Raw genomic sequence first — 19930 nt, 5'->3', positions numbered from 1 at the left:
GTATCTACGCTGACCAGGGGCGACGGCGCGACTGTGCGTAGCAGTACGGCTGCGGGGCGTGCGATGTCGGGCAGTCGGCCGTGACCAACGACGACGTAAGGGCGGTGACGCACGTGACGGACGAACGGGAGCGGAGGCCGGAGACGCCGGCGGAGGCGGATGGAACCATCGAGTTGTTCCGCACGCTGGGCAGGATGCTCCGGCTGCTGCGCGAGCGGGCTGGGCTGACACAGAAGCAGTTCGGCGCAATGGTCGGATACGGGCCCGACCAGATCGGGGCGATGGAGCGCGGGGTGCGGGCACCCCGGCCGGAGTTCCTGCAGAAGGCGGATGAACTCCTCAACGCCGACGGGCTGTTGAAGGAGGCGATGGAGGACGTCGAGCAGGCGATGTCCAAGCGGCGGACCCGGCATCCAGAGTGGTACCGGAGTTACGCGGCGCTGGAGGCGGAGGCCGTCGAGCTGCACTTCTACGCCAACCATGGCATGCCGGGGCTGCTCCAGACGCTGGACTACGCGCACGCCGTGTTCGTCAAGCGGCGCCCGCTACTGAGCGAGGAGGCCATCGAGAAGCGGGTGTCGGACCGGCTGTCCCGGCAGCAGGTCTTCGAGCGCGATCCCCTGCCCGTCATCAGCTACGTACTCGAAGAGGTCATCCTCGACCGGCCGATCGGCGGGAAGGCGGTCTTCGCGGAGCAGTTGGAGCGTCTGCTGCGGATCGGCCACCTGCGGAACGTCGAGCTCCAGGTCATGCCGACCAAGGTCGAGCAGCACCCCAACTTGGACAGCGCGTTCAACCTGCTGACGCCCAAGAAGCATGCCCAGGTGGGCTATACGGAGGCGCAGGGCTATCCGAGGCTCATCACCGACATGGAGGAGGTGCGGAAGCTCGCCGAGCGCTATGGGATCATGCGGGCACTGGCCCTCAGTCCCTTGGAATCCCGCGCCTTGATCGAGAAGAAGTTGGGGGAGCTGTGAACATCGACAGGCTCGACTGGTTCAAGTCCAGCTACAGCGGCGGCGAGGGCGGCGAATGCCTAGAAGTCGCCTACACCTGGCGCAAGTCGACGTACAGCAGCGGCGAGGGCGGCGAATGCCTAGAGGTCGCCACCTGCCCCCACACCATCCACATCCGCGACTCCAAGAACCCCACGGGCCCGCACCTCACCCTCTCCCCCACCACCTGGTCGGCCTTCCTGTCCGGCGAGTTCGTGGGCGAACGGGGCTGATCTACCGTCGCCGTGGGACGAGGTCGACTCGAACGCTGTCGTCGTACGGGATCACAAAGGTCCGGCTGTCCCCGGTGACCCACTGGGCGGGCACCAGGAAGAGCCGGGCGTTGGACTCGACGAGGAGGCGCAGGCCTCTGTAACGGAAACGGAGGGACTCCTTGTCGTCGGCATCTGGCAACTCCGTTTCCTGGACTGCGGCCGGAAGATCCCGCAACGGTTCCTTGGTGTAGAGGACGGCCTCCGGGCGGTTCGGAAGGGACTCGGCGTCGTCCAGGGCGCGGCCTCGCCCATAGGCGGCGGCGAAACTGTTGGCCGTCCAGAAGGAGCCCGCTACGACGATGACCGCCACCCAGGCCAGGGCGTGTCTGTTGAGGCGGGTGACGGCGGGAGACTCCAGCCACGTGGCCAGTTCACCGGCGTTCGCGGGGACGGTGGGAGGGGCGGCCGCCGGCTCCTCGTCCGGGGCGCCCGTGCCCCCGCTGTCGTCACGTTCGGCTCGGCGCCGGTCCCAGCGGACGGCGACGACTCGCAGCAACCAGAGGCCGTACGCGAGGGCGAGGGCGCCGCATCCGAGGGACAGGGGAGTCCTCGCGATTCCCTCGGTGCGGGCGACCTCCGGTACCAGTAGGCCGACGATGCCGCGGGTGAACGCCAGAAGCCCGGCGATGACCACGAAGAGACCGACCCAGCCGGTGACGGCGTCGCGGTCCGGGGACGCCATCATCCAGCGGACCCCCGTGTGGGCTGCCGTGATCAGGAGGAAGGCGATCGCGACGATGGTGAGCGGCGGGTAGACGACCTCCACCCCGTAGAGCAGCATCTCCTGGAGGGACAGGTCGACCATGTCGAGGTACACGCCGAAGTAGCGAAATCGCGCTGTCGTCGCCACGTAGCCGAAGTAGAAGAGCAGGGTGGTGACCACGGTGGTCGGCGCGACGACGTTGGCCACGGCCCACAGACGTTCCCGGACCTGTCCCTCCAACAGCGATGCCGGTGGCTCCGGTTCGGGCTCCGGGGTCACGTCCCGGCCTCTGAGGGCACCGGGGATTCCGTGGATTCCGTGGATTCCGTCGGTGTCGTGCCCCCGGTCGTTTCACCCGGCGGCGGGCTTGTGTCCGTGGGTGGCTCCGGCGTCTCCGGGGTGCTTTCGCCTCCGCCGGTGACCGACTCGTCCGCCTTGAAGGTGTAGGTCAGGGTCGCTGTCCCGGAGCAGGGCCGTGGCGTCGCCCCCGCGCACGTACCCGTGACGTCGACGACGAGGGTGGCCTGCTCCCGGCCGAGGCCCCCCGGGCGCGACAGCAGGAGGTGACAGCCGTGCCGGGGGGACTGCGCGGTGCCCTCGAGCACGGTGCCCGGTTCGCACGGGGTCACCGGGCCGGTCAGGCCGTCGCCCCAGATACCGGGCGAGGGAGTCACCGCGTAAGGGCAAGGACCGGCAAAGCTCTCTACGTTCGCCGAGCCCTCTATGTGGAAGGACCGGATCGTCACTGCCGATTCGAGCTTGTTGGCCAGAACAACACATCCGCCCTTGGAGGAGTCGAACGTCACGCCCCCCTCCTCCTTCACGACCGGATACGTGTCGGTCAGCGTCGCCCCCGGAAGCCTGAGGTTCTTGACCTCTCCCGAACCTGTCTCCCCCGAGCCGTTGTCCCCGTCACCCGTTCCCCCGTCGGATGATCCAGACGCCCCAGACGTGGACCCCGACGCCCCGGTCCCCCCGGACGCCGCTCCCCCTCCCCCGGAGACATCACCCGAGCTCGACTCCTGCGAATTCACACCCGAAGAATCCCCGGTAGCGACCCGCACGATTCCGTATGCACCGACGAAGAGCAGCAATGCCGCTAACGCGGCCAGAGTGACATGCGTGGAACGGCTCGCAGCCATGAAGATTCCCCCTTTGGCCGGACGGCGCACCGCCGCCTGTCCGGACGAAGGGTGTTGTGCCCAGAGGCCAACATCAGGAATCTACTTCGAGTAAAGCCCCTCGATCTGCGCCGCGAAGTCCCGCATGACCGCCTCGCGGCGCAGCTTCATGGAGGGCGTCAGATGGCCGGAGAACTCCGTGAAGTCCTGCGGCAGGATCGCGAAGCGGCGGATCGACTCGGGGCGGGAGACGAGCTTGTTGGCCTCGTCCACGGCGCGTTGCAGGATGGCGGTCAACTCCTCGTCGCTGACCAGGAGTTCTGCGGGGACCGGGTGTTTGCCGTTCATACGGCGCCAGTGGGTGATGCCGTCCATGTCGAGGGTGATCAGCGCGGAGACGTAGGGGCGGCCGTCGCCGACGACTATCGCCTGGGAGATCAGCGGGTGGGAGCGGAGCCAGTTCTCCAGGGGGGCCGGGGCCACGCTCTTGCCGCCCGCGGTGATCAGGAGCTCCTTCTTGCGGCCGGTGATCGTCAGGTAGCCCTCGTCGTCCAGCGCACCGATGTCCCCCGTCGCCAGCCAGCCGTCGGGGGCCGCGGGAACCACTCCGCCCGCCTGCGGGTCCCAGTAGCCGCGCAGTACTTGATCGCCGGCCAGCAGGATCTCGCCGTCCGCGGCGATGCGGACCCTCGTGCCGGGGAGCGGCCAACCGACCGTGCCCAGGCGGGGTTTGAGCGGGGGCGTGATGGTCGCCGCGCCGGTGACCTCGGTCAGGCCGTAGCCCTCGTAGATCTCGATGCCCGCCCCGGTGTAGAACGCGGCCAGCCGCCTGCCCAGCGGTGAGCCGCCGCAGATCGCATACCGCACGCGTCCGCCCATGGCGTTGCGGATACGGCGGTAGACCAGGGGGTCGTAGAAGGTACGCGCGGCTTTCAGCGCCCGGTTCGGGCCTGAGCCCGTCCCCGTCTGTTTCGCCTCCATCGCCTCGCCGTACTTGATGGCCACGTTCGTCGCACGGTCGAACGCCGAGACCCGCCCGCCCGACTCCGCACGGGCCCGCGCGCTGTTGAAGATCTTCTCCAGCATGTACGGGATGGCGAGCAGGCACGTCGGTTTGAAGCTCGCCAGGTCCGGCAGCAGGTGGTCCGGTTTCAGGCTCGGCGCATGGCCCAGCCGTACTCCCGCCCGGACGCATGCGATCGCCACCATCCGGCCGAAGACATGCGACATCGGCAGGAACAGCAGCACCGACGCCTCTTCGCTCGTCCGCGCCTTGAAGATCGGGTACAGGAGTTCGATCGCGTTGTCGACCTCGGCGAAGAAGTTGCCGTGCGTGAGCGCGCAGCCCTTGGGCCGGCCGGTCGTGCCCGAGGTGTAGATGAGGGTGGCGAGGGTGTCGGGGACCAGCATCCCGCGCCGTATGTCCACCTCCTGGTCCGGCACCTGCTCGCCCAGCTCCGCCAGCCGGTCCACATGGCCCTTCTCGATGACCCACATATGGCGCAGGTCGGGCAGGCGCTCGCGCTCCGGGCCGAGGGCGGCGGCCTGGGCCCCGGTCTCGGTGACCAGGGCGACCGCGCCGGAGTCCTGGAGGATCCAGCGGACCTGGAAGACGGACGAGGTGGGGTAGACGGGGACGGTCACCAGGCCGGCGGCCCAGGCGGCGAAGTCGAGGAGCGTCCACTCGTACCTCGTACGCGCCATGACGGCGACCCGGTCACCGGGGACCAGCCCCTCGGCGATCAGCCCTTTGGCCACCGCGTGCACCTGCGCCGCGAACTCGGCCGCCGTCACGTCGGTCCAGCTGCCGTCCTCCGTCTTGCGGCTGAGGACCACATGTCCCGGCTGCGTCTCCGCGCGGTCGAACGGCAGGTCGGCGAGCGAGCCGTGCACGGCCGGTGCGACCAGCGGCGGAATGGACACCTCTCGCACCATTCCGTCCAGCCGACGGATCTCCGGCGCCCTGAGGATCGGCTCGCCGTCGTAGTCGAGGTCGATGCCGAAGTCGGGGGTGGAGCCGGAAGGGGACGCTTGCGGGATCGACATGGGCAGCTCCTGAGGCGTGCAGCTCGTACCGCTCTGCTGCATGAAGTACGCGCAGCGCGTACTGCGGCGTTCACCAGCTGTGTGCGGCCACGTGTGTTACCGCTGGTTAGGTGGGAGATCGTACGGCGCCCAGGTGTGGAGTTCGTGCGGGTTACGAGGTGGTAAGGGGCCGGGGATGTGCAACCTCGGCGATCACCCGGGCACCTGCCGACCGGACGTCAACTTCCCTATTTTACCGATGGGTTGGAACCCCCCTAAGGTGAGGAATTCTCACCTCCCGACCTGGCCTTACCTGAGGTAACTTTACTCCTGAGTAAGCAGAGTTTTCGCGTGGGGAGATGACCATGGCCGACCTGACCGACGCGCCCGCGCTCGCGCCCCTGCTCGCCCGCGGCGCCCTGCTCTCCCCCTTCAAACGACCCCGCCCGGACGCCGACTTCCCCCGCACCCGGCTCGTCCTGCCCGGCGTACGCATCGACCTCGCCCGGCTGGCCGCCTACGAACGCGTCTGCGGCTTCGCCACCGGCGACGACGCGTTGCCGGTGACGTATCCGCATGTGCTGGGCTTTCCGCTGGCCATGCGGCTGATGAGCGGCCGGGGCTTTCCGCTGCCGCTGCTGGGACTCGTCCATACGTCGATCGAGATCACCCAGCGGCGGGCGCTCGCGGCGACCGGGGAGTACGAAGTCACGGTCCACGTCGAGGGCCTGGCACCCCATCGGCGGGGCACGGAGGCCGCCGTCGTCACGGAGGTGCGGGCGGCGGGGGACGTCGTATGGGAGTCGCGGAGTACGTATCTCGCCCGCCATCGCACGGACGGCCGTACCCCACAGGCTCCGAAGGAAGAGACGGGTCCACTGCCCGTCGTCGCCGAGTGGCGGCTGGCCGGGGACATCGGGCGCCGGTACGCGACCGCGTCCGGGGACCGCAACCCGATCCACCTCTATGCCCTGACCGCCCGGCTCTTCGGCTTCCGGCGGGCCATCGCACACGGGATGTGGACCGTGGCACGATGCCTGGCGGCGCACGGCGTGCCTGAACGGGCGCTGGTGCAAGCGCAGTTCAAGACGCCGGTGCTCTTGCCGGGAACGGTGACGTACGCGGCGGACGGCGAACGCTTCGAGCTGCGGGGCGGCGACCGGACGCAGGTGAGCGGCACGGTCTACCCGGCCTGAGCGTCCGGCTCCTGCGGCGGGGGCCAGGGACGGCCCGCCATCAGGCCGCCCAGGCCCGCCCAGGCGAAGTTCATCAGCGTCGCGGCGGCCTGACGGGCGGTCACGCCCGGGGTCGCGTTGGCCCAGGCGGCGAGCGACTCGGCGGCGCCGACCAGGGCCTCCGCGAGACCGGCGACCTCACGCTCCGGCAGATCCGGGTCGTGGTGCGCCTCGCGGGCGCCGGCCAGGATCAACTGCGTCACGAACGCGACGATCTCCTCACGCATCGCGGCGACCTCGGCGGCGAACGGCTCGCCGTGCGTGCGGGCCTGGAGGTGCAACACCGACCAGCCGTCCGGGTTCTGCGCGGTGTGCGTGAAGAACGCCCGCAGCCCTGCCCAGAGTTGGCGGTCGGCGGGCAGGCCCGGGTCGACGCCCTTGCGGACCGCTTCGGTGAGCGCGGTGGCCTCCCGGCGGATGCACGCCGTGAAGAGGTCTTCCTTCGAGTTGAGGTACAGATAGACCAACGGCTTGGAAACGCCCGCCAGTTCGGCTATCTCGTCCATCGACGCGGCCATGTATCCCCGCTGGCCGAAGGTCTGCACGGCGGCGTCGAGCATCTGCTGCTCACGTACGGCACGCGGCATCCGCTTGGTCTTCACGGCACCCATGGGGGTCAGCCTACGGTTCGCAGGCCGCGGCAGAGCCTTAAGAGGCATGCCCCTGTGCACGGGAGGCGTCGTCCGCCACGTCCTCCTGGGAACGGTTGGCGTCCAGGTTGGCCTTCACCCGGTCCACCTTCTGGACGATCCGCACCGACGCCCGGTCCCGCTCCTTGCGCAGCACCACGAAGCTGATCGGGGCGGAGATCACCAGGGCGAGCAGGACGACCCACATGCCGTTGGACGCGCCGAGGCCCCGCGGGGCCAGGCCGGAGTAGACGAGGCCCCAGACGACCACGAGGCAGCCCGCGAAGATCCCGAGGCGCATCAGTGTGTAGCGGAGCATCTCAATCCACTCTTCCGATTCCAAAAAGGTCCGTCGTCCAGTGAAGCATGCACACCTCCCGATCTTGGAGGGGGGTGTCCTGTCGCACTGAAGCTGTCGGATTCTCATCGCGCCGTGTGCTGAGCGGCGGCTCGTCCTCTCGGACTGGCTGGAGCGAGTGCAGATGACGGATCTCAGCCGTCACATCCGGTTTCGGAGCGATGCCCACAGCGATGGCAAGTGGGCATCGCTCCACCCTGCTCACTGGACAACCAGGGCTACATATCAACGGTCAGTAATCCCAGACGGCCGGTACGAAACGGAAGGCGTTGCCGGCGACCGCCACGTTGCAGATGGACGGGAACGGGAGGTGAGTGGCCACCAGTTGCTCGCCGCTCGCCGCCAGCTCTTTCAAGAGACGGATCCGGACGCGGGCTGATTCCTCGGGGTCGTGTTCGAAGCCGTTGTGCCACTCGGGCTTGTCGAACCCGCACTGGAACACGGCATCGCCGGCGAACGTCAGCCGGTCGCCGCCGGACTCCAGGCGGACGATGCTGTGGCCGGGGGTGTGACCGCCGGTGCGACAGATCATTACTCCTGGCGCCACCTCGTACTCCGCCTCGAACGGCCGCAACTGGCTGCGGTACATGTCCAGGAACCGCGAGGCGGTCGTTCGAAGCACTTCCGGCACCGGTGCCGGCATGACGGTGCGGGAGAAATCAGGCGCTTCCCAGAACTCGGCCTCGGCGGCCGCCAGGTGGACCCGCAGGTCCGGGCGCAGTTGGCCCCTCAGCCCGTCGACGAGCAGCCCGCCGATGTGGTCCATGTGTAAGTGGGTGAGCACCACGTCGGTCACGGATGCGGGATCGATCCCGGCGGCGTGCAGTCGCATGGCCAACTGCCCGGCCCGCGGAAAGCCCGGAAACTCTGTCCCCAGCCCGGAATCGATGAGGATGGTCCGGCCTCCGCTGCGCACCACGGCCACATTCAGTGGCCAGTCGAGCATCTCCGGTGGCAGGAACATGTCACTAAGCCACGCCGCCAGGTCGGCCGTGGCGGCGTTGGTGGCCATCGTCACGGCGGGGATCGGCAGCACCCCGTCGCTGATCACCATCACGTCGATGTCGCCGACCTTCAGCGCGTAGCGCGACGGAACCAATTCGTCATACCCCGGTGCATCGGGGCGTGCGATGTTGACCTGGCTCATGTTGTTCTCCTCTTGAAGAGCGTTCAGTCATCCCTTAAGACCGGACGGCAGCCCGGTCTGTGACAGCCGCCCCGCTCCTCACGAGGGTCAGCTCAGCGTCAGCAGCATGTGGACGTCGTCCCGGTCGTCTCCGGGAGCGACACGGATCGCGCCGGGGACCCGGCCGACCTCCTTGTAGCCGCAGGAGCCGTAGAACCGCTCCAGGCCGTTGCCGCCCCGGCAGGTGAGCCGGATCGCCTCGATGCCGTCGAAGCCGCGGGCCGCGTCCTCGGCGGCGGACAGCAGGTCACGGCCGTAGCCCCGGCCCTGGTGCCGCGGGTGCACCATCACCGTGTACAGCCACAGCCAGTGCGTCATCAGCCGGTGCGTGTTGAACGTGAGGAAGGCGGTCGCCGCGACCTGCCCGGACTCGTCGTGCCCGACGAGCAGCCGGGTGCGGCCCTCCGCCATCGCCGCGAAGTGCTTCACCAGCTCCGGGCGTATCGCCTCCCGCGTCACCGGGGGCACGAAGCCGACGGAACCGCCCGCGTTGGAGACGTCGGTCCACAGGTCGAGGATGCCGTCGCGGAGGGTGGGATCGACGGCGGGGTCCAGGGTGAAAGTAAGGGACACGGCAGCATCGTAACCATTACGACAGTGCTCGCGCCGCCACCTTCAGATCCGAGACCAGCCCCTCGTACGCCGCCCTCCGGTCCTTGTCGTCCTGTGCCCGCAGCACCGACGACGGGTGCACGGTCGGCACCAGCCGCTCCTGACGTCCATGGATCTCCTCCTCCAGGACCGTCCCGCGCACCTGCGTCACCCGGAACGACGACCCGAGCAGCGCCTTGCCCGCGGTGGCACCGAGCACAATGATCAACTCCGGCTCCACGACCGCCAGCTCGGCCGCGAGCCACGGCCCGCACGCCGTCATCTCACGCAGGGTCGGCGCCTTGTGGATACGGCGCTTACGAGGCTCGGCCTGCGTGAACTTGAAGTGCTTGACGGCATTGGTGACATAGGCGTCCGCCGGATCTATGCCGGCCTCCTCCAGCGCACGGTCCAGGAGGCGCCCGGCCGGCCCGACGAAGGGTTTGCCCTGACGGTCCTCCTGATCGCCGGGCTGCTCGCCGACGAGCATGACGCGAGCGTCCGGGTTCCCGGCACCGAAGACGGTCTGGGTGGCGTCCCGGTGCAGGGGGCAACCCCTGCACTCGGCAGCGGCGCGACGGAGGGAGGAGAGACCGCCACGGTCGGGAAGAAAGGGTTCAGCGGTATAGGCGTCCTCAGGCGCCTCAGTACTAACCATGCCGGCCCGAGTACCCACCCAAGGGGCGCGGGGAACTGCGCGACAAGCCCCCACTCACCCGCAGCCGAGCCACAACCTGAGGCCCCAAAAATCACACCCGCATCGGCTGCGGCGACTCCCTGCGCAACGGATCCGGCCCCTCGTACTCCCGAATGATCTCGTACCGCGTGTTCCGCTCCACCGGCCGGAACCCCGCATCCCGGATCAGATCCAGCAGATCCTCACGGGTGAGCTTGTTCGGCGTACCGAAGTCGTCCGCGTCATGCGTGATCTTGTACTCGACCACCGACCCGTCCATGTCGTCGGCGCCGTGCTGGAGGGCCAGCTGCGCGGTCTGAACGCCGTGCATGACCCAGAAAACCTTGACGTGCGGGACGTTGTCGAAGAGGAGACGGGAGACAGCGAAGGTCTTCAGAGCCTCCGCACCCGTCGCCATCTGGGTGCGCGCCTGGAGGCGGTTGCGTACCTTGCCGTCCTTCATGTCGACGAAGTCGTGCTGGTAGCGCAGCGGGATGAAGACCTGGAAGCCGTTCGTCTCGTCCTGGAGCTCACGGAGCCGGAGAACGTGGTCGACGCGGTGCCGCGGCTCCTCGATGTGGCCGTACAGCATGGTGCACGGGGTCTTCAGACCCTTCTCGTGCGCCAGCCGGTGGATGCGGGACCAGTCCTCCCAGTGGGTGCGGTGGTCCACGATGTGCTGCCGCACCTCCCAGTCGAAGATCTCCGCGCCGCCGCCGGTGAGGGACTCCAGCCCGGCGTCGATCAGCTCGTCGAGGATCTCGGACGCGCTCAGCCCGGAGATCGTCTCGAAGTGGTGGATCTCCGTCGCCGTGAACGCCTTGAGCGACACGTCCGGCAGGGCCGCCTTCAGCTCGCGCAGGGAACGGGGGTAGTACCGCCACGGAAGATTGGGATGCAGTCCGTTGACGATGTGCAGCTCGGTGAGGTTCTCGCCCTCCATCGCCTTGGCGAGCTTCACGGCCTCCTCGATGCGCATCGTGTACGCGTCCTTCTCGCCCGGCTTGCGCTGGAACGAGCAGTAGGCGCAGGAGGCCGTACAGACGTTGGTCATGTTGAGATGCCGGTTGACGTTGAAGTGCACGACATCGCCGTTCTTGCGCGTCCGCACCTCGTGCGCCAGCCCGCCCAGCCAGGCCAGGTCGTCCGACTCGTACAGCGCGATGCCGTCCTCACGGGTCAGCCGCTCACCGGCCCTGACCTTCTGCTCCAGCTCGCGCTTGAGCCCGACGTCCATGGGGTCACACCTTTCTGAGACAGACTCCGTAAACCGTACGCCTACGCCTCTTCGGGCAGTTCTCCGACCCGGTTCTCCCACTTCGTGGAGAGCACGATCGTGGTACGGGTCCGGGAGACGCCCTTGGTGCCGCTGAGCCGGCGGATGATCTTCTCCAGGCCGTCCACGTCGGCGGCGCGCACCTTGAGCATGTAGGAGTCCTCGCCGGCGATGAACCAGCAGTCCTCGATCTCGGAGAGATCCCTCAGTCGCCGGGCCACGTCCTCGTGGTCGGTGGCGTCGGAGAGTGAGATGCCGATCAGGGCGGTGACGCCGAGGCCGAGTGAGGCGGCGTCGACGGTGGCGCGGTAGCCGGTGATGACGCCGGCCGCCTCCAGCCGGTTGATGCGGTCGGTGACGCTGGGTCCCGACAGGCCGACGAGGCGCCCCAGCTCCGCGTACGAGGCCCGGCCGTTCTCTCTCAGGGCCTGGATGAGCTGCCTGTCCACCGCGTCCATGCGATTCGAAGCCTTCCGCTGATTCCGACGATTGGAGATATGACGATCAGAGATATGGAGATGACAAGTTTTCGGGTGTTGCCAAGTGACTGCCAAGTGGCTGCCAAATGACTCAGTGGCTCGGTGGTTCAGGTCGGGCCGGACCCTCCGCCGAGTTCGCCCTTCCAGCGGCGGTAGAGGTCGTGCTGGACGCCGGCCGCGTCCAGGATCCGGCCGGCCACGAAGTCCACCAGGTCCTGGATGTGCGTGGCCCCCTGGTAGAACGCGGGCGAGGTGGGTACGACGGTCGCGCCGGCGTCGTCCAGTGTCACCAGGTGGCGCAGGGTCTGCCCGTTGAGCGGTGCCTCGCGTACGGCGACGACGAGCCTCCGGCCCTCCTTGAGGGTCACGCTCGCCGCGCGCTGGAGCAGGTCCTTCGACAGCCCGAGCGCGACGCCCGCGACGCAGGCGGTGGAGGCGGGGACGATCAGCATGCCCTTGGCGGGGTACGACCCCGAGGACGGCCCCGCGGCCAGGTCCCCGGCGCTCCAGTGCCGTACGCCGGCGATGTCCACGCCGAAGGCCTCCGGCTTGCCGTCGGCCCCTCGCGCCAGCCATTCCCGCAGGTCGTCCTGCCAGTGGGCGTCCCGGAAGGGGATGCCGGTCTCATCGAGCAGGGTGAGCCGGGAGGCGCGGCTGACGACCAGGTCGACGCTCTCGCCCGCGGCCAGCAGCGCGCGCAGCACGGCGGCGGCATACGGGGTGCCGGAGGCGCCGGACACCCCTACGATCCAAGGCGTACGCGCCGTCTCTCCTGGCTTGACTCGGTTCACGACACCGAGCCTATCCGGCTTCGCGAGCCGGGAACCGGCCGAGGGGTGCGGGCCGTTGCTATGAGTGACGGGCTAGGTGTGCTGACCGGACAGGTTGGTGACGCGGCTGGCTGGGGGATGCCATGGTGGGAATGGGTGCGGGCGCGGGTCGGCGGCCGGACGGGGGCTTGGGTTGGCGGCCCGGCAAAGGTCGGCGCTGGGGTCCAGGTGCCGGATCCGGTGCGGGCCTCGCGTTGACGCGTGGTGACCGGGCGAAGACCGCGGCCAAGCTGATGCTGGGCTGGGTGGCCCTGTTGTGGCTGCTGGAAGTGGTCGACGTGATCAGCGGCCATGCGCTGGACGGCCTCGGCATCACCCCGCGCGAACCGTCCGAGCTGATCGACATCGTGCCCGCCGCCTTCCTGCACTTCGGCTTCGCCCATGTCGCCGCCAACAGCGTGCCCCTGCTGGTCCTCGGCTTCCTCGCGGCCCTCGGCGGCCTGCGCCGGTTCGCCCTCGTCTGCGCGGTGATCATCGTCGCGGACGGACTGGGCGTATGGCTCATATCCCCGGCGCACAGCAACACCGCGGGCGCCTCCGGCCTGATCTTCGGCCTCTTCGGCTTCCTCCTGGTGACCGGCTTCGTGGAGCGCCGCCCACTCGGCATCCTCGTCGGCCTCCTGATAGCCGCCGTCTGGGGCGGCTCCATCCTGGCCGGCCTGGCCCCCACCCAGACCAGCGTCAGCTGGCAGGGCCACTTGATCGGCCTGGTGTCGGGAGTAGTGGCGGCCTACCTGTTCCGCCGCCCCGCGATACCCGCGCGCGGCGTCTGAGCGGCGCCGGCAAAGTCACCCACGGTTCCGCAGCGCCCCGCCAGGGGCGCGGGGCTGTGTCAATTTGCGGCTCCGCCGCGTGGGCGCGACCAGCCACGACGCAGCCGCAGACGACCAACAACGGACCGCCCCTCAGACCGTGAGCCCCCGCACCATCAGATCCAGCAGCGCACACACGAACAACGCGATCCCGATGAACCCGTTGACACTGAAGAACGCCCTGTTCAGCCGCGACAGATCATGCGGCCGCACAATCGAGTGCTCGTAAATGAACGCGCTCGCGACAATCAGCAGACCGAACCAGAAGAAGAAGCCGGCGTCCGTCACCACCGCATACCAGACGAACAAGACCGTGGTCACGGCATGGCACACCCGCGCCCCCTGCACCGCCGCCGGAATCCCGAAGCGAGCCGGAACCGACATCACCCCGATCTCACGATCGGTCTCGACATCCTGGCAGGCGTAGATCAGATCGAACCCACCGATCCAGATACCGACGGCAAGCCCCAGGATCACCGCGTCCCAGGACCACTCACCGGTGATCGCCAGCCACCCGCCGACCGGCCCCATCGCCTGGGCGAGACCAAGAATGGCCTGCGGAAAGTTCGTGAACCGCTTGCCATAGGGATAGACCACCATCGGGATCACCGCGACGGGCGCGAGGGCCAGACACAGCGGATTGAGCAGCGCCGCCGAGCCGAGAAAGATCACCACGGCGATCAACGCACCGGTCCAGGCATGCTTCACCGACATCGCACCGGTGACCAGCTCACGCTGCGCCGTCCGGGGATTACGGGCGTCGATCTCACGGTCGATGATCCGGTTCACGGCCATCGCGAAGGTGCGCAGCCCGACCATGCAGATCGTCACCAGGAGCAGCCGGCCCCAGTGGATGTTCCGGTCCCACTGGAACATCGCGGTGAGCGCGGCGATATAGGCGAAGGGAAGTGCGAAGACCGAGTGCTCGATCATCACCAGACGCAGGAACGCCTTGGTGCGTCCCGGCTGCGGGATCGCGGCGGATGCGGAACTCAAAGGCCGTACTCCTTCCACCGGCGGTCGACCTTCGCCGCCGTCTCCGGGTCGGACAGCACCATCTCGGGCCACCCGCCGTCCCGCGTATAGCCCTCCTCGGGCCACTTCTTCGTCGCGTCGATACCCGCCTTGCCGCCCCAGAACTGCTGATAGGAGGCGTGGTCGAGATGGTCGACCGGACCCTCCACGACCGAGAGGTCGCGGGCGTAGTCCGTGTTGCCGAGGGCCCGCCAGGCGACCTCGTGCAGATCGTGGACGTCACAGTCGGCGTCGACCACGACGATCAGCTTGGTGAGGGACATCATGTGCGCACCCCATACAGCGTGCATCACCTTTTGGGCGTGCTTGGGGTACTTCTTGTCGATCGAGACGATCGCACAGTTGTGGAAGCCCCCCGCTTCCGGCAGGTGGTAGTCCACGATGTCCGGGACGATGACCTTCAGCAGCGGGAGGAAGAAGCGCTCCGTTGCACGGCCAAGCGGTCCGTCCTCCGTCGGGGGGCGGCCTACGACGATCGACTGCAGGAGCGGCCGCTTCCGCATCGTCACGCAGTCGATCTTCAGGGCCGGGAAGGGCTCCTGCGGGGTGTAGAAGCCGGTGTGATCGCCAAAGGGCCCTTCGGGCAGCATCTCGCCGGGCTCCAGCCAGCCCTCCAGGACGACCTCCGCCTGCGCCGGAACCTGCAGCGGCACGGTCTTGCAGTCGACCATCTCGATCCGCCTGCCCGCGATGAACCCGGCGAACAGGTACTCGTCGATGTCACCGGGGAGCGGCGCGGTCGAGGCGTAGGTCACGGCGGGCGGACACCCGAAGGCGATGGCGACCGGCAGCCGCTCACCGCGCCGGGCGGCGACCTGGTAGTGGTTCCGGCTGTCCTTGTGGATCTGCCAGTGCATGCCGATGGTGCGCTTGTCGTGGCGCTGGAGGCGGTACAGGCCGAGGTTGCGGATGCCGGACTCGGGGTCCTTGGTGTGGGTGAGGCCCAGGTTGAAGAAGGAGCCGCCGTCCTGGGGCCAGGTGAACAGCGCGGGCAGGTCGTCGAGGTCGACCTCGTCGCCGTACAGCGTGACTTCCTGGACGGGTGCGTCCTTCACCTTCTTCGGCGGTACGTGCGTCATCGCGCCGAGTTTCCCGAAGGCCTCGCGTACACCGACGAAGCCGTGCGGCAGCTCGGGGCGGAGCAGGCCGCCGATCTTCTCGGAGATCTCGCCGTACGACTTCAGGCCCAGCGCCTTCAGCAGGCGCCGGTCGGTCCCGAAGACGTTCATGGCGAGCGGCATGCTGGAGCCGCGCACGCTCTCGAAGAGCAGCGCCGGGCCACCCGCCTTCTGGACCCGGTCGACGATCTCCCCGACCTCCAGATACGGGTCGACCTCGGCCTTGATGCGCTTGAGTTCACCCTCGCGCTCCAGCGCCCTGAGCAGGGAGCGAAGATCGTCGTAAGCCATGTGTCCAGTATCGGCCAAGGGCTACCCTGGCCCCGTCACCGGGGCCGTCCAAGCCCCTCGCCGTCTTCTGGGGGTTCACCGCCTTCATGCTCAGGTATCTGCCCCTCCTGCTGGTCCTCGCCCTGTGGATCTACGCCTTCATCGACTGCCTGAACACCCCGGAGGACGAGGTGAAGAGGCTGCCGAAGGTGGCGTGGGTGTTCATCATCCTGCTCTTCGGCCAGGTGCTGGTCGGCCCGGTCGCCTGGTTCGTGGCGGGCAAGGTCCGCAAGACCCCGGCGAGCGGCATCACCCCTTTCTCCCCGGGCAGCCGTACGAAATTCGTCGCTCCCGACGACAACCCCGACTTCCTCAAGTCCCTCAAGGACGAGGAGGAGGACAAGAAGCGCGGCGACGACCCCAAGGACGACTGACAAGCTGTACGCCGCCGAGCCCTCCGAAGCGGGCAATGCGCCCCTGGGCCGTAGTGCACGCGGGCCGGACACTTGTCTCGCATGACGACAGCTCCCGCCGACTCCTCCGGCACGATCGCCCCCGAGTACGGTGACAAGGTCATCGCCGTCGAGACGGCGGGCTCGGAACCCATCCCCGACGCCGAACGGCACGGCGGTCCACTGCAGTTGCTGTGGACGTGGGCGTCTCCGAACATCGAGTTCGCGACCGTCTACATCGGCGTGATCTCGGTCCTCTTCTTCGGGCTGACCTTCTGGCAGGCGACCGCGGCGCTGCTGCTGGGCACGGCGCTCGGGGCGCTGTCGCACGGGATCCTGTCCCTGGACGGCCCGCGGTTCGGGGTCCCGCAGATGGCGATCGGGCGCCTCTCCTTCGGGTACAAGGGGAATCTGCTGCCCTCCGGGGTGAATGCGCTGGTCGCCGGGGTCGGCTGGTTCGCCGTGAACAGTGTGAGCGCCGCCTTCGCGCTCAACACCCTGACCGGTCTACGTCCGCTCCCCTCCCTCCTGCTGGTGGTGGCCGCCGAGATCGTGATCGGCTTCATCGGCCACAACTTCGTCCACGCCTTCGAGAAGTACGCGTTCCCGGCCCTCGCGGTGATCTTCCTGCTGGCCGGGGTGTGGACCTTCAAGGAGGCGAACCTCGCCGCCCTCGGCACGGGCGGCGGCATCGGCGGCTTCCTGCTCGCCTTCAGCGCGGCCTGGGGCTACGCGGCGGGCTGGAACCCGGGCGCCTCCGACTACTCCCGCTATCTCCCGCGCACGGCGAACCGCCTCCGGACGGCCCTGTACCCGGCCGTCGGCCTCTTCGTCTCCATCGCGGTGGTGTCGGTGATCGGCGCGGCATCGGCGACGATCGTCGCCCCCGAGGGCGCCAGCCCTACGGCCGCCTTCACAGGCCATCTCCCGGGCTGGCTCAGCGACTTGGTGCTGCTCGCCATCATCCTCGGCGCGGTCTCCGCGAACGCCCTGAACGTCTACTCCTCCGCCATGTCGATCACCTCTCTCGGCCTGAAGCTGCCCGCGTGGCTCGGGCGCAGCGCGATCGTCGTGCTGTGCGGTCTCGCGGGTACGGCGGCGGCGTGGGCGTCGCTCGCGGACGCGGGGCACGCGTACGAGGCGTTCCTGCTGGTGATCGCGTACTGGGTGGGCCCGTGGCTGGGGGTGGTCCTGGTGGAGCGGTGGCTCCGGGCGCGGACGCCGGTCGAGGAACTGGCGACACGGCTCGGCGACCGGACCTTCGCCAACTGGCCCGGTGTCGCCGCCCTGTTGACCGGCATAGTGGTGTCCGTGCCGCTGTTCTCCAACCAGGAGAAGTTCGTCGGCTGGGTGCCTGAGCGCTGGCCGTCCTTCGGGGACGTGACATGCCTGGTCGGGTTCGTGGTGAGCGCGGGGCTGTACTGGGCGCTGCGGCGGAAGGATCAGCCGACGTCCGCCTCTTCGGTCTGACCCACGTACGTCACCTTGATGTGCCGGGGCCCGAACTCCTCCTTGAGGATGGGCTCGGCCTTGCGGGGGTCGTCGACGCCGACGTCGACGTATCCCCGCTCGTCCACGCCGACTACACGCATGGCGTCGGCGGGGGGATGGGCCAGACGTCGGCGGCGTTGTCGTCCTGGTCGACGGAGAGGCCGGTGTAGACGTCGGAGTAGGCGTCCGCGCCCAGCTCGTCGATACGGGCAAGGGTCCTGAACAGCGGGGTGTCGCGAGCCGGGTCCCCGCTCCCCGTGGGGCTCGGGAGGGTGCCGACGCACATGTCCTCGGCCGGGGCGGAGACGCTCGTGCGGGGGTCGGCCCGTAGACCGCCGTCGGTGTGGCCGGTGCCCAGCGTGTCGATCCACAGGCCGACGGCCAGTGTCACGGCGGCAGTACCGATGGCGGCCGCGATCCACGTACGGTGCTTCATGTCCCCCTCCGTCCCTTTCGGTTGGTACTGAGACGGGGGAAAGGGCGCAAGCGTTCGGGCAGATCCAAGCACAATGCGCACATGCAGAGGAGCAGCAACATCACGATCCGCCCGGCCGGCCTTCAGGACCTGGAAGCCGTCGCCGAGCTCCGATGGCAGTGGATCCGTGAGAACGAGCACCCAGACGACCCGGTGGCCGACACCCAACGCGCCGATTTCATACGGCACTTCACCACCTGGGCCCGCGAGAACGCCGCCTCGCACACGTGCACCGTTCTGGTCCGCGAGCACACGGTCATCGGCATGGCCTGGCTGGCCGTCCTCCCCCGCGTGCCGACCCCGGGCGCACTCAACCGGGCCTCGGGCGATCTGCAATGCGTGTACGTCGTACCGGAGGAGCGGAACAGCGGCCTGGGTGCCCGGCTTCTCGACGCGGTGCTGAACCGCGCCCGCACGCTCGGCCTCGAAAGGGTCACCGTGCACTCCAGCCCCCGAGCGATCCCCGCCTACGCCCGCAGCGGCTTCGAGAACTCCCCCCGTCTGATGCACACCCGCCCCTGACCGCCAGATCTCAGGCCACGGTCCGCAGCCCACCCCCGACAGCCGCCCCCATCCCCCGTACCACCCGATGCGCGCAGGCCGCCGCGAGCAACTCCCCCAGCAGATCCGGGTCGTCGATCTCCAGGCCCAGCAGGGACTCGATCCGCTCCAGCCGCTGGTACAGCGACTGTCGGCCGATGTGCAGCAGCGCTGCCGTCCGGGTCGGTGAGCAGCCGTGCCGCAGGTGGACCTCCAGGGTGCGGACGAGGTCGCTCGGGTGGGCCGCTTCCCAGGCGAGCAGGGGGCCGAGTGCGTGCTGGACCATGCCCGTGAGCCGTTCCCGGTTGGCGTCCACGCCGCCCCTCGTCAACTCCCGTTCCAGGGCGAGGGCGCGGGAGGAGGTGACGAGGGGACCGTCCGGTGCCCCGGGTTCCGGGGGCGGCACCGTCAGCGCGAGTTCCAGTGTCGTACGGGCCGCCCGCAGCGTGTCGCTCCAGCGCAGCCAGCCGCTCCCGGCGGCGACGGAAGGGCCGACCGCGTGGCCGACCGCCACCGTCAGGCCGGGGTCGGCCGCCGTACGGAAGGCTTCCTGGACCGCCCGCACCGGGTCCCGCGCGCTGCCCTGGCGGGACTGTGCGGGAAGCGCCAGGAGAGCCAGTACGTCCGCGGGGAAGGCGGCCCGCAGCCCCGCCCCGCCCAGCAGCCGTGCCGCCCGGTCCACGGCGCCCACCTCGCGTGTGCCGTGCAGGGAGACGCCGATCAGGCGTGCTTCCGGGCCGGGGTGGAATCCCGCGAGGGCGGCTCTCGCCTCCACCTCCGGCTGGTTCAGCGCCGCCCGGTCGGCGAGGTCGGCCAGCAGCGCGGCGGCGTGGTCGTCGCCCCAGGGCCGTACGACGGAATGCCGGCCGGACAGACCTCGCGCGACGATCGCCCGGTTCGCGGCCTCCGTGATCCGTACGAAGGGCACGACCCGGTGCAGGGCCAGCAGCGGCAGCCCCACCCGGCCCGCCTCGTCGATCACCTCGGCGGGCATGCTCGGCAGCGAGCGGCCCACCTCCACCGCCAGCCCGGTCGCGCCCCGGGCCGCCAGTTCGCGCACATACCGCCGGCGGACCTCCTCGTCCGCGTCCGTGAGTCCGAAGCCGTTGGTCAGCAGCAGTTCGCCGCCGTCGAGGAAGTTCGCACCCTCGTAGACCTCACTCGAGTGCACCCAGCGCACCGGGCGGTCCAGTGCGCCCGCGCCGGCCAGCAGCTCGGGCTCGGCCGCGCGCACCGGGTCGAGGGCCAGGACTTCACGGAGGGTGAGTGCGGGCACAGGAACCTCCAGGGCGCTGACATTCCGTCCGGCTACGGGCTGCCCGGAGAGTACTTTCCGCACGTTGCCCCGGTGTTTCCGC

23 protein-coding genes are annotated in these 19930 nt (G+C 69.0%); 7 read left to right on the top strand and 16 right to left on the bottom strand.

Annotated features, from left to right (window positions below):
* Nucleotides 1-80: 80 nt before the first annotated feature.
* A complete protein-coding gene (locus QQY66_RS28825) occupies nucleotides 81-977 on the top strand; it encodes a helix-turn-helix transcriptional regulator (RefSeq protein WP_301983179.1) in 897 nt (298 codons plus the stop codon).
* Nucleotides 974-1228, top strand: coding sequence for a DUF397 domain-containing protein (locus tag QQY66_RS28820; RefSeq protein ID WP_301983178.1), 255 nt, complete (start codon nucleotides 974-976; stop codon nucleotides 1226-1228). Before QQY66_RS28825 ends, QQY66_RS28820 begins: the two co-directional genes overlap by 4 nt.
* 1 nt (nucleotide 1229) lies before the next feature.
* Here QQY66_RS28820 and QQY66_RS28815 read toward each other — a convergent pair whose 3' ends face one another.
* The 3 genes from QQY66_RS28815 to QQY66_RS28805 all read right to left on the bottom strand — a co-directional run bounded on the left by QQY66_RS28815 (nucleotide 1230) and on the right by QQY66_RS28805 (nucleotide 5140).
* Nucleotides 1230-2252, bottom strand: a complete 1023-nt coding sequence (locus QQY66_RS28815) for a hypothetical protein (protein ID WP_301983177.1) — start codon at nucleotides 2250-2252, stop codon at nucleotides 1230-1232.
* Nucleotides 2249-2779, bottom strand: coding sequence for a hypothetical protein (locus QQY66_RS28810; protein WP_301983176.1), 531 nt, complete (start codon nucleotides 2777-2779; stop codon nucleotides 2249-2251). Before QQY66_RS28810 ends, QQY66_RS28815 begins: the two co-directional genes overlap by 4 nt.
* Before the next feature lie 417 nt (nucleotides 2780-3196).
* Nucleotides 3197-5140, bottom strand: coding sequence for a long-chain fatty acid--CoA ligase (locus tag QQY66_RS28805; protein ID WP_301983175.1), 1944 nt, complete (start codon nucleotides 5138-5140; stop codon nucleotides 3197-3199).
* A 344-nt stretch (nucleotides 5141-5484) separates the two neighbouring features.
* Between QQY66_RS28805 and QQY66_RS28800 the strand changes: the two genes are divergently transcribed.
* Nucleotides 5485-6315: a MaoC/PaaZ C-terminal domain-containing protein gene (locus QQY66_RS28800; RefSeq protein WP_301983174.1), complete on the top strand. Its 831-nt coding sequence runs from the start codon at nucleotides 5485-5487 to the stop codon at nucleotides 6313-6315.
* On the opposite strand, the gene QQY66_RS28795 is transcribed toward QQY66_RS28800, so the two are convergent.
* The 8 genes from QQY66_RS28795 to QQY66_RS28760 form a co-directional block, all read right to left on the bottom strand.
* Nucleotides 6303-6965 carry a TetR/AcrR family transcriptional regulator gene (locus QQY66_RS28795; RefSeq protein WP_301983173.1) on the bottom strand — a complete coding sequence of 221 codons (663 nt, stop codon included), beginning with the start codon at nucleotides 6963-6965 and terminating at the stop codon, nucleotides 6303-6305. The genes QQY66_RS28800 and QQY66_RS28795 overlap by 13 nt on opposite strands.
* 37 nt (nucleotides 6966-7002) lie before the next feature.
* Nucleotides 7003-7302: a DUF4229 domain-containing protein gene (locus QQY66_RS28790; protein WP_301983172.1), complete on the bottom strand. Its 300-nt coding sequence runs from the start codon at nucleotides 7300-7302 to the stop codon at nucleotides 7003-7005.
* A 271-nt stretch (nucleotides 7303-7573) separates the two neighbouring features.
* Nucleotides 7574-8488, bottom strand: a complete 915-nt coding sequence (locus QQY66_RS28785; RefSeq protein WP_301983171.1) for an MBL fold metallo-hydrolase — start codon at nucleotides 8486-8488, stop codon at nucleotides 7574-7576.
* Nucleotides 8489-8575: 87 nt separating this feature from the next.
* The gene (locus tag QQY66_RS28780) at nucleotides 8576-9100 is read right to left on the bottom strand and encodes a GNAT family N-acetyltransferase (RefSeq protein ID WP_301983170.1); all 525 of its coding nucleotides are present in this window, start codon (nucleotides 9098-9100) and stop codon (nucleotides 8576-8578) included.
* Between the two features lie 16 nt (nucleotides 9101-9116).
* Complete coding sequence (locus tag QQY66_RS28775) at nucleotides 9117-9776, bottom strand: UdgX family uracil-DNA binding protein (protein ID WP_301983169.1); 660 nt, start codon at nucleotides 9774-9776, stop codon at nucleotides 9117-9119.
* A 91-nt stretch (nucleotides 9777-9867) separates the two neighbouring features.
* Nucleotides 9868-11031, bottom strand: a complete 1164-nt coding sequence (mqnE, locus tag QQY66_RS28770) for an aminofutalosine synthase MqnE (RefSeq protein WP_301983168.1) — start codon at nucleotides 11029-11031, stop codon at nucleotides 9868-9870.
* A 41-nt stretch (nucleotides 11032-11072) separates the two neighbouring features.
* Nucleotides 11073-11528, bottom strand: a complete 456-nt coding sequence (locus tag QQY66_RS28765; RefSeq protein WP_210581025.1) for an Lrp/AsnC family transcriptional regulator — start codon at nucleotides 11526-11528, stop codon at nucleotides 11073-11075.
* A 128-nt stretch (nucleotides 11529-11656) separates the two neighbouring features.
* Nucleotides 11657-12340: a UbiX family flavin prenyltransferase gene (locus QQY66_RS28760; RefSeq protein WP_301983167.1), complete on the bottom strand. Its 684-nt coding sequence runs from the start codon at nucleotides 12338-12340 to the stop codon at nucleotides 11657-11659.
* Nucleotides 12341-12612: 272 nt separating this feature from the next.
* On the opposite strand from QQY66_RS28760, the gene QQY66_RS28755 reads away from it, so the two are divergent.
* Entirely contained in the window at nucleotides 12613-13152 is a 540-nt protein-coding gene (locus tag QQY66_RS28755; protein ID WP_301987530.1) for a rhomboid family intramembrane serine protease, read from the top strand.
* Nucleotides 13153-13284: 132 nt separating this feature from the next.
* On the opposite strand, the gene mqnP is transcribed toward QQY66_RS28755, so the two are convergent.
* Together mqnP and QQY66_RS28745 are read right to left on the bottom strand one after the other, a co-directional pair.
* Complete coding sequence (gene mqnP / locus QQY66_RS28750) at nucleotides 13285-14187, bottom strand: menaquinone biosynthesis prenyltransferase MqnP (RefSeq protein WP_301983166.1); 903 nt, start codon at nucleotides 14185-14187, stop codon at nucleotides 13285-13287.
* Nucleotides 14184-15635, bottom strand: coding sequence for a menaquinone biosynthesis decarboxylase (locus tag QQY66_RS28745; RefSeq protein ID WP_301983165.1), 1452 nt, complete (start codon nucleotides 15633-15635; stop codon nucleotides 14184-14186). The genes mqnP and QQY66_RS28745 overlap by 4 nt, the downstream gene beginning before the upstream one ends.
* 86 nt (nucleotides 15636-15721) lie before the next feature.
* Here QQY66_RS28745 and QQY66_RS28740 point away from each other — a divergent pair, with 86 nt between their 5' ends.
* Together QQY66_RS28740 and QQY66_RS28735 are read left to right on the top strand one after the other, a co-directional pair.
* Nucleotides 15722-16048: a PLD nuclease N-terminal domain-containing protein gene (locus tag QQY66_RS28740; RefSeq protein ID WP_301983164.1), complete on the top strand. Its 327-nt coding sequence runs from the start codon at nucleotides 15722-15724 to the stop codon at nucleotides 16046-16048.
* An 81-nt stretch (nucleotides 16049-16129) separates the two neighbouring features.
* Nucleotides 16130-17536 (top strand): cytosine permease, encoded by a 1407-nt coding sequence (locus QQY66_RS28735; protein ID WP_301983163.1) that lies wholly within the window; start codon nucleotides 16130-16132, stop codon nucleotides 17534-17536.
* Here QQY66_RS28735 and QQY66_RS28730 read toward each other — a convergent pair.
* Both QQY66_RS28730 and QQY66_RS28725 read right to left on the bottom strand, forming a co-directional pair.
* Nucleotides 17509-17658: a hypothetical protein gene (locus QQY66_RS28730; protein WP_301983162.1), complete on the bottom strand. Its 150-nt coding sequence runs from the start codon at nucleotides 17656-17658 to the stop codon at nucleotides 17509-17511. The two genes, QQY66_RS28735 and QQY66_RS28730, sit on opposite strands and share 28 nt — an antisense overlap.
* A complete protein-coding gene (locus QQY66_RS28725; RefSeq protein WP_301983161.1) occupies nucleotides 17649-17993 on the bottom strand; it encodes a hypothetical protein in 345 nt (114 codons plus the stop codon). Before QQY66_RS28725 ends, QQY66_RS28730 begins: the two co-directional genes overlap by 10 nt.
* A gap of 81 nt (nucleotides 17994-18074) precedes the next feature.
* On the opposite strand from QQY66_RS28725, the gene QQY66_RS28720 reads away from it, so the two are divergent.
* Nucleotides 18075-18554 carry a GNAT family N-acetyltransferase gene (locus tag QQY66_RS28720; protein WP_301983160.1) on the top strand — a complete coding sequence of 160 codons (480 nt, stop codon included), beginning with the start codon at nucleotides 18075-18077 and terminating at the stop codon, nucleotides 18552-18554.
* A gap of 10 nt (nucleotides 18555-18564) precedes the next feature.
* Here the strand turns inward: QQY66_RS28720 and QQY66_RS28715 are convergent, their stop codons facing one another.
* On the bottom strand, nucleotides 18565-19848 hold the full coding sequence (locus QQY66_RS28715) for a PucR family transcriptional regulator (protein ID WP_301983159.1): 1284 nt from the start codon (nucleotides 19846-19848) through the stop codon (nucleotides 18565-18567).
* Nucleotides 19849-19930 lie beyond the last annotated feature (82 nt).

It is taken from the genome of Streptomyces sp. DG2A-72 (genome assembly GCF_030499575.1).
Taxonomy (GTDB): Bacteria; Actinomycetota; Actinomycetes; order Streptomycetales; family Streptomycetaceae; genus Streptomyces.
This window is presented reverse-complemented; position numbering and strand designations above follow the sequence as displayed.

What these genes read in the sequence shown, in the direction of transcription:
- QQY66_RS28725 (WP_301983161.1), bottom strand. Translation starts at nt 17,993, where the DNA reads ATGAAGCACCGTACGTGGATCGCGGCCGCCATCGGTACTGCCGCCGTG.
- QQY66_RS28805 (WP_301983175.1), bottom strand. Translation starts at nt 5,140, where the DNA reads ATGTCGATCCCGCAAGCGTCCCCTTCCGGCTCCACCCCCGACTTCGGC.
- QQY66_RS28730 (WP_301983162.1), bottom strand. Translation starts at nt 17,658, where the DNA reads ATGCGTGTAGTCGGCGTGGACGAGCGGGGATACGTCGACGTCGGCGTC.
- QQY66_RS28745 (WP_301983165.1), bottom strand. Translation starts at nt 15,635, where the DNA reads ATGGCTTACGACGATCTTCGCTCCCTGCTCAGGGCGCTGGAGCGCGAG.
- QQY66_RS28795 (WP_301983173.1), bottom strand. Translation starts at nt 6,965, where the DNA reads ATGGGTGCCGTGAAGACCAAGCGGATGCCGCGTGCCGTACGTGAGCAG.
- QQY66_RS28785 (WP_301983171.1), bottom strand. Translation starts at nt 8,488, where the DNA reads ATGAGCCAGGTCAACATCGCACGCCCCGATGCACCGGGGTATGACGAA.
- QQY66_RS28735 (WP_301983163.1), top strand. Translation starts at nt 16,130, where the DNA reads ATGACGACAGCTCCCGCCGACTCCTCCGGCACGATCGCCCCCGAGTAC.
- QQY66_RS28740 (WP_301983164.1), top strand. Translation starts at nt 15,722, where the DNA reads ATGCTCAGGTATCTGCCCCTCCTGCTGGTCCTCGCCCTGTGGATCTAC.
- QQY66_RS28765 (WP_210581025.1), bottom strand. Translation starts at nt 11,528, where the DNA reads ATGGACGCGGTGGACAGGCAGCTCATCCAGGCCCTGAGAGAGAACGGC.
- QQY66_RS28790 (WP_301983172.1), bottom strand. Translation starts at nt 7,302, where the DNA reads ATGCTCCGCTACACACTGATGCGCCTCGGGATCTTCGCGGGCTGCCTC.
- QQY66_RS28755 (WP_301987530.1), top strand. Translation starts at nt 12,613, where the DNA reads ATGCTGGGCTGGGTGGCCCTGTTGTGGCTGCTGGAAGTGGTCGACGTG.
- QQY66_RS28775 (WP_301983169.1), bottom strand. Translation starts at nt 9,776, where the DNA reads ATGGTTAGTACTGAGGCGCCTGAGGACGCCTATACCGCTGAACCCTTT.
- QQY66_RS28720 (WP_301983160.1), top strand. Translation starts at nt 18,075, where the DNA reads ATGCAGAGGAGCAGCAACATCACGATCCGCCCGGCCGGCCTTCAGGAC.
- mqnE (WP_301983168.1), bottom strand. Translation starts at nt 11,031, where the DNA reads ATGGACGTCGGGCTCAAGCGCGAGCTGGAGCAGAAGGTCAGGGCCGGT.
- QQY66_RS28800 (WP_301983174.1), top strand. Translation starts at nt 5,485, where the DNA reads ATGGCCGACCTGACCGACGCGCCCGCGCTCGCGCCCCTGCTCGCCCGC.